Source organism: Aurantibacter sp. (assembly GCF_042094015.1).
In the GTDB taxonomy this organism is placed as follows: domain Bacteria; phylum Bacteroidota; class Bacteroidia; order Flavobacteriales; family Flavobacteriaceae; genus Aurantibacter.
The window spans coordinates 37074-43099 of the sequence record NZ_JBELDZ010000001.1; the positions used below are offsets into that span (position 1 = coordinate 37074).

At 30.9% G+C, this 6026-nt stretch carries 5 protein-coding genes; 3 read left to right on the plus strand and 2 right to left on the minus strand.

The window, feature by feature from the left end; translation table 11 throughout:
- Nucleotides 1–23: 23 nt before the first annotated feature.
- Nucleotides 24–950: a PfkB family carbohydrate kinase gene (locus ACFDSN_RS00175; protein ID WP_375237790.1), complete on the plus strand. Its 927-nt coding sequence runs from the start codon at nucleotides 24–26 to the stop codon at nucleotides 948–950.
- A gap of 79 nt (nucleotides 951–1029) precedes the next feature.
- Nucleotides 1030–2928: an amidophosphoribosyltransferase gene (locus tag ACFDSN_RS00180; RefSeq protein ID WP_375237791.1), complete on the plus strand. Its 1899-nt coding sequence runs from the start codon at nucleotides 1030–1032 to the stop codon at nucleotides 2926–2928.
- Nucleotides 2929–3096: 168 nt separating this feature from the next.
- On the opposite strand, the gene ACFDSN_RS00185 is transcribed toward ACFDSN_RS00180, so the two are convergent.
- A complete protein-coding gene (locus tag ACFDSN_RS00185; protein ID WP_375237792.1) occupies nucleotides 3097–3903 on the minus strand; it encodes a glutamate dehydrogenase in 807 nt (268 codons plus the stop codon).
- A 204-nt stretch (nucleotides 3904–4107) separates the two neighbouring features.
- Here ACFDSN_RS00185 and gdhA point away from each other — a divergent pair, with 204 nt between their 5' ends.
- Nucleotides 4108–5451, plus strand: a complete 1344-nt coding sequence (gene gdhA, locus ACFDSN_RS00190; protein WP_375237793.1) for an NADP-specific glutamate dehydrogenase — start codon at nucleotides 4108–4110, stop codon at nucleotides 5449–5451.
- 39 nt (nucleotides 5452–5490) lie between these two features.
- Here gdhA and ACFDSN_RS00195 read toward each other — a convergent pair.
- On the minus strand, nucleotides 5491–6026 hold a 536-nt coding region (locus tag ACFDSN_RS00195; protein ID WP_375237794.1), incomplete at its 5' end, for a hypothetical protein.

Below are 6026 nucleotides of genomic sequence, written 5' to 3' on the forward strand. Positions count from 1 at the left end.
GCAATTCATTTCAAAATAGAATTATGAGTAAATTAGTTATTGTTGGAACTGTAGCTTTTGACGCAATTGAAACACCTTTTGGCAAAACAGATAAAATTCTTGGAGGAGCAGCAACTTACATTGGTTTATCTGCCTCTCAGTTTAACGTGGATTCTGCAGCTGTTTCAGTAGTCGGAGGAGATTTTCCTCAAGAATATTTAGATTTACTTACGGATAGAAATGTAAATATAGATGGTGTTGAAATTGTTAAAGACGGAAAAACATTTTTTTGGTCTGGAAAATATCATAACGATATGAATTCTCGAGATACTTTAGTTACAGAATTAAATGTGTTAGAAACTTTTAATCCAGTTGTTCCTGTAGCCTATAGAGATGCCGAAATTGTAATGTTAGGAAATTTACATCCATTAGTGCAATTAGGTGTTTTAGAACAAATGACTAAAAAACCTAAGTTGACTATTTTAGATACAATGGATTTTTGGATGAATATTGCTTTAGACGATTTAAAGAAAGTAATATCTAAAATAGATGTTATTACAATTAACGACGAAGAAGCAAGACAATTATCTGGTGAGTATTCTTTAGTTAATGCCGCAAAGAAAATCCACGAGATGGGACCAAAATATGTGGTTATTAAAAAAGGAGAACATGGCGCATTACTTTTTCATAATAATGATATGTTTTATGCACCAGCCTTACCTTTAGCAGAGGTTTTTGATCCAACAGGAGCAGGAGATACTTTTGCAGGAGGATTTGCAGGTTATTTAGCTAAGTCAGGAAACATTTCTTTCGAGAATATGAAAAACGCTGTAATTTATGGTTCAACTCTTGCTTCTTTTTGTGTTGAAAAATTTGGAACAGAACGAATGCTAAGTTTAAAACCAGAAGAAGTTAAAACACGACTTCAACAATTTAAAGAATTAACACAATTTGATATAGAATTGAAATAACAAAAAGCGCTCAAAATTTTGAGCGCTTTTTTATTATATATAATTTAAATACGACCATAACTTTTATAACTATAACAATATGAGTGATGCTTTAAAACACGAATGTGGAATTGCCCAAATTAGATTACTTAAACCTTTAGAATTTTATAAAAAAAAGTATGGTAGTGCTTTTTATGGAGTAAATAAAATGTATTTGTTAATGGAGAAACAGCATAATCGTGGTCAAGATGGTGCTGGATTTGCAAGTATTAAATTAGACACAAAGCCTGGGGAAAGGTATATTAGTCGTGTTAGGTCTATAGCGCAACAACCTATTCAAGATATTTTTGCTCAAATTAACGAACGTATTAATGAGGAGTTAACCAATCATCCAGAATATGCAGATGATGTTGCAGCTCAAAAAAAGAACATTCCTTATATAGGCGAAGTTTTTTTAGGTCACGTACGTTATGGAACTTTTGGAAAAAATAGTGTAGAAAGTGTACACCCATTTTTACGTCAGAATAATTGGATGCATCGTAACTTAATATTGGCTGGTAACTTTAATATGACAAATGTTAAAGATCTATTTGGAAACTTAGTTGATTTAGGACAACATCCAAAAGAATACACGGATACCATTACTATAATGGAGAAAATAGGTCACTTCTTAGATGCATCTGTAACTAAAATTTATAAGAAATTAAAAAAAGAAGGTTACAATAAAATTGAATCATCACCATTAATCGCAGAGCGTATAAATTTAGTTAAAATTTTAAAAAAGGCAGCAAAAAACTGGGATGGTGGATATGCTATGGCAGGACTTTTAGGTCATGGAGATTCTTTTGTTTTAAGAGATCCAGCAGGAATTAGACCTACATATTATTATAAAGATGATGAAGTTGTTGTTGTAGCATCAGAAAGACCTGTAATTCAAACGGTTTTTAACTTAGATTTTGATCAGGTAAAAGAATTAGAACCTGGTTGTGCTATTATTACAAAGAAGTCAGGCGAAGTTTCTATAGAAAGGATTTTAGAACCGCTAGAACGAAAATCCTGTTCTTTCGAGCGTATTTATTTTTCTAGAGGAAGTGATGCCGAAATTTATCAAGAGCGTAAAGAATTAGGGAAATTACTTATGCCTGAAGTTTTGGAAGCTATTAATTTTGATACTAAAAACTCAGTGTTTTCATATATACCTAATACAGCAGAAACATCATTCTTTGGAATGATTGAGTCTGTAGAAGAACACCTGAATGAGCGTAAAACTCAGGACATTATTGCTGGAAATGGTGAATTGTCTAAGCAAGAAGTTATAGATATTTTAAGCGAAAGACCTAGAATTGAAAAAATTGCAATTAAAGATGTTAAGTTAAGAACATTTATTACGGAAGATAGTAGTAGAGATGATTTAGTTGCGCATGTTTACGATGTTACTTATGGTGTTATTAAACCAACAGATAATTTGGTTATAATAGACGATAGTATTGTTCGTGGAACTACTTTAAAGAAAAGTATTATTAAAATGATGGATCGTTTACATCCAAAAAGTATTGTAGTTGTGTCTTCTGCTCCTCAAATTAGGTATCCAGATTGTTATGGTATAGATATGGCTAACTTGGAAAGTTTAGTGGCTTTTCAGGCTGCTTTGGCATTATTAAAAGATACTGGTAAATTTGATTTAGTGGAAGAAGTCTATAATAAATGTCTAACACAAGTTGACTTAAAAGATTCCGAAGTTGTTAATTATGTGCAAGAAATTTATGCACCATTTACAGACAAGCAAATCTCTGCTAAAATTTCTGAATTATTAACACATGAAAGCGTAAAAGCAGAGGTTAAGATTATTTTTCAACCGGTTAGTAATCTGCATATAGCTTGTCCAAACGATTTAGGAGATTGGTATTTTACGGGTAATTATCCAACAGATGGAGGAAACAGAGTTGTAAATAGAGCTTTTATTAATTTCTTTGAAGGAAATAAAGAACGTGCTTATTAACTATTAGTTAAGATTTAAACACATAAAAAAAGGAATTAGATTTAAGCTCTAATTCCTTTTTTTATGGAATAGTATATGGATTTCTTAACGAAGATAGATGTAAGGCTATGACAAAAAAAGTACTGCATTTTGCAGTACTTTTAAAATATATTAAAGCTGTATGCTTTTTTAATCTAAATAATAAATATATCCAAAGTTTAACCAAACTAACCAATCATTATTTTTATTTGATTCTAATTGATGGTTTAATCCATCTACATCATCACTAAAATAATATTGCCATCTTAAATCAATCATTATGTCTGCAAGAACATTTATCTTATAACGTGTTCCAACACTTGCTACAACAGACCAGGTAGATCCAGATTCTGCAGAGACAGATCCTTTTTCCCAAAAGCTATAGAAATTATTTTCATCTTCAATATTTCCAACATCATTAGGTACACCTGTGCTAACATAACTAGTACTTACTTTAGGGTTATAAGATACATAGTGTGCTCCAAGACTAACAAAAGGAGCAAACTTTGGAGAGAAAGATTGAAAAGCCCTAATACTTAATGGGAAATATTCTAATTGCATACCAATATCTAAATTAGTAGCTTCTCCTTCGTGTGCTCTAAGTTTAAAAGCATCAGAAGATGTTCTAGAATCTTTTACCCATTCTCCAAAATGATTTAGTTTTGTTTTATTCCAAGAAATCTCTGATCGTAATTTAAAATGGTCATTAAAATAATTGTCTGCAGTATAACAATTACAATCTGCCCTGTAAGCAAAATTAATATAATGCACCAACCCTATTCCAATACCTGTATTACCTTTATTAGTTTCTAAATCTTTACGTTCACCAAAATCAGATTGAAAAGCGACTGGACCAGTAATAACTCCAATTTCGTGAGAGAATCCTAGTTGAGAAAACCCTAGCTGAAACGCTAAAAATGTTAATAAAGCAGTTATTAAGTATTTAAATTTAAGCATAATTAATTGTTTAGAGGCTACTTGTAAGTTAACAAATATATAAAAACCCTCCAAGCAAACAAACAAAACTTAAGATATCTGTTAATTTTTAGCCTTTTAAAAATTTCTAATTCAAAATATATAAAAAAAGAGGTGTAATTTTATAGATAATGTATATTTGTAATATATTTTTTAATCAAAATAGTAATAACATAAATAGTTTTTATGGAACATAAAATTGAAACTTTTATAAATAGTGTAAAAGAAAGAAACGCAAATGAACCAGAATTTATGCAAGCGGTTCATGAGGTTGCAGAAACAGTAATACCTTTTATTGAAGATAATCCTCAATACAAAGATAAGATGTTATTAGAGCGTATGGTAGAGCCAGAACGCACTATTATATTCAGAGTTCCTTGGATCGATGATGCTGGAAATACTCAGGTAAACCGAGCCTTTAGAGTAGAGTTTAATTCAGCTATAGGACCATATAAAGGTGGTTTACGTTTTCATCCTTCTGTAAATTTAAGTATTCTTAAGTTTTTAGGCTTTGAGCAAGTCTTTAAAAATTCTTTAACAACTTTACCTATGGGTGGAGGAAAAGGAGGAAGTGATTTTAACCCTAAAGGAAAGAGTGATAATGAAGTTATGCGCTTCTGTCAATCTTTTATGAGTGAGTTATCTAGGCATATTGGTGCAAATACAGATGTTCCAGCTGGAGATATTGGTGTTGGAGGAAGAGAGATTGGTTATATGTTTGGTCAATATAAGCGTTTAAGAAATGAGTTTACCGGAGTGTTAACTGGTAAAGGTTTATCTTATGGAGGTTCTTTGATTAGACCAGAAGCTACAGGTTATGGATGTGTGTATTTCGCAAAAAATATGTTAGCTACTAAAAATGACTCTTTTGATGGGAAAACAGTAGTGATTTCTGGGTCTGGTAATGTTGCACAATATGCTTGTGAAAAAGCGACTGAATTAGGAGCTAAGGTAATTACTTTATCTGATTCTGGTGGATATATTTTAGATGAGTCTGGTATAGATGCAGAAAAATTAGCATTTGTAATGGAACTGAAAAATGTTAAAAGAGGAAGGATTAGTGAATACATTAAAAAGTATAGTTCAGCTAAATATTTTGAAGGAAAACGCCCATGGAGTGAAGCTTGTGATATAGCGTTACCGTGTGCAACTCAAAATGAGTTAAATGGAGAAGAAGCCAAAGGTCTAGTTAAAAACGGAGTTAAAGCTGTTGCTGAAGGCGCAAATATGCCAACAACTCCTGAGGCAATTGAAGTTTTACAAGATGCAAAAGTATTATTTGCTCCAGGAAAAGCTTCTAATGCTGGTGGTGTTGCTACATCTGGTTTAGAAATGAGTCAGAATAGTTTACGTTTTAACTGGACTAGAGAAGAGGTAGACACTAAACTGAAACAAATTATGAGTGATATTCATGAATCTTGTGTTGAATATGGTAAGACTAATGATGGTTCTGTAGATTACGTAAAAGGTGCAAATATTGCAGGTTTTGTTAAGGTTGCAGATGCAATGTTAGCGCAAGGAGTTGTCTAGTATTTGTTGATACAATAAAAAATAAAAATCGCCTTTAAGCTAAAAGTTTAAAGGCGATTTCATTTTAGTTAAATTTTCTAAATTTCGTTCAATTTTTTCAAGTATAACTACATCTGGTTTAAAAGAGTCTATTAGATCTTTATCTAAATTATGGCCTTTAATAGAAATAACTTCTTTAAATGTATTGTTTAAAAAAGGAAGTAAATTATCAGTGAAAGAATCCCTATAGATTAATAATTTGCCAATTCCATTAGGATTTTTAAAATGCTTAAAAGTGAAATTGTTTTTAATTGTTTTAATGGCGAATTCTTTTTTTCTTTTAAATACAAGGCTATCTTCTAGTTTATTAGAGAATAACATTCTTGATAAACCTCCATTAAAGTTTTTGTTTTTTGTTATTGTGTAATTGTTTATAGTTTCTACTTTAACTTGTTTTTCATTATTTATTTTTTTCATTATCTCTCTATAACCAATAAAAGCGCCATAAGAATTCCAATGAGAGTCAGTTTTGTAGTATAACTCTACTTTACTTTTTTTACTAATTAGAGACTTATGTAAACTAAAGCAATTAACAC

Bases quoted from the DNA above. Each gene is read 5' to 3' on its own strand.
- ACFDSN_RS00175 (WP_375237790.1), top strand. From the start codon at position 24: ATGAGTAAATTAGTTATTGTTGGAACTGTAGCTTTTGACGCAATTGAA.
- ACFDSN_RS00180 (WP_375237791.1), top strand. From the start codon at position 1,030: ATGAGTGATGCTTTAAAACACGAATGTGGAATTGCCCAAATTAGATTA.
- ACFDSN_RS00185 (WP_375237792.1), bottom strand. From the start codon at position 3,903: ATGCTTAAATTTAAATACTTAATAACTGCTTTATTAACATTTTTAGCG.
- gdhA (WP_375237793.1), top strand. From the start codon at position 4,108: ATGGAACATAAAATTGAAACTTTTATAAATAGTGTAAAAGAAAGAAAC.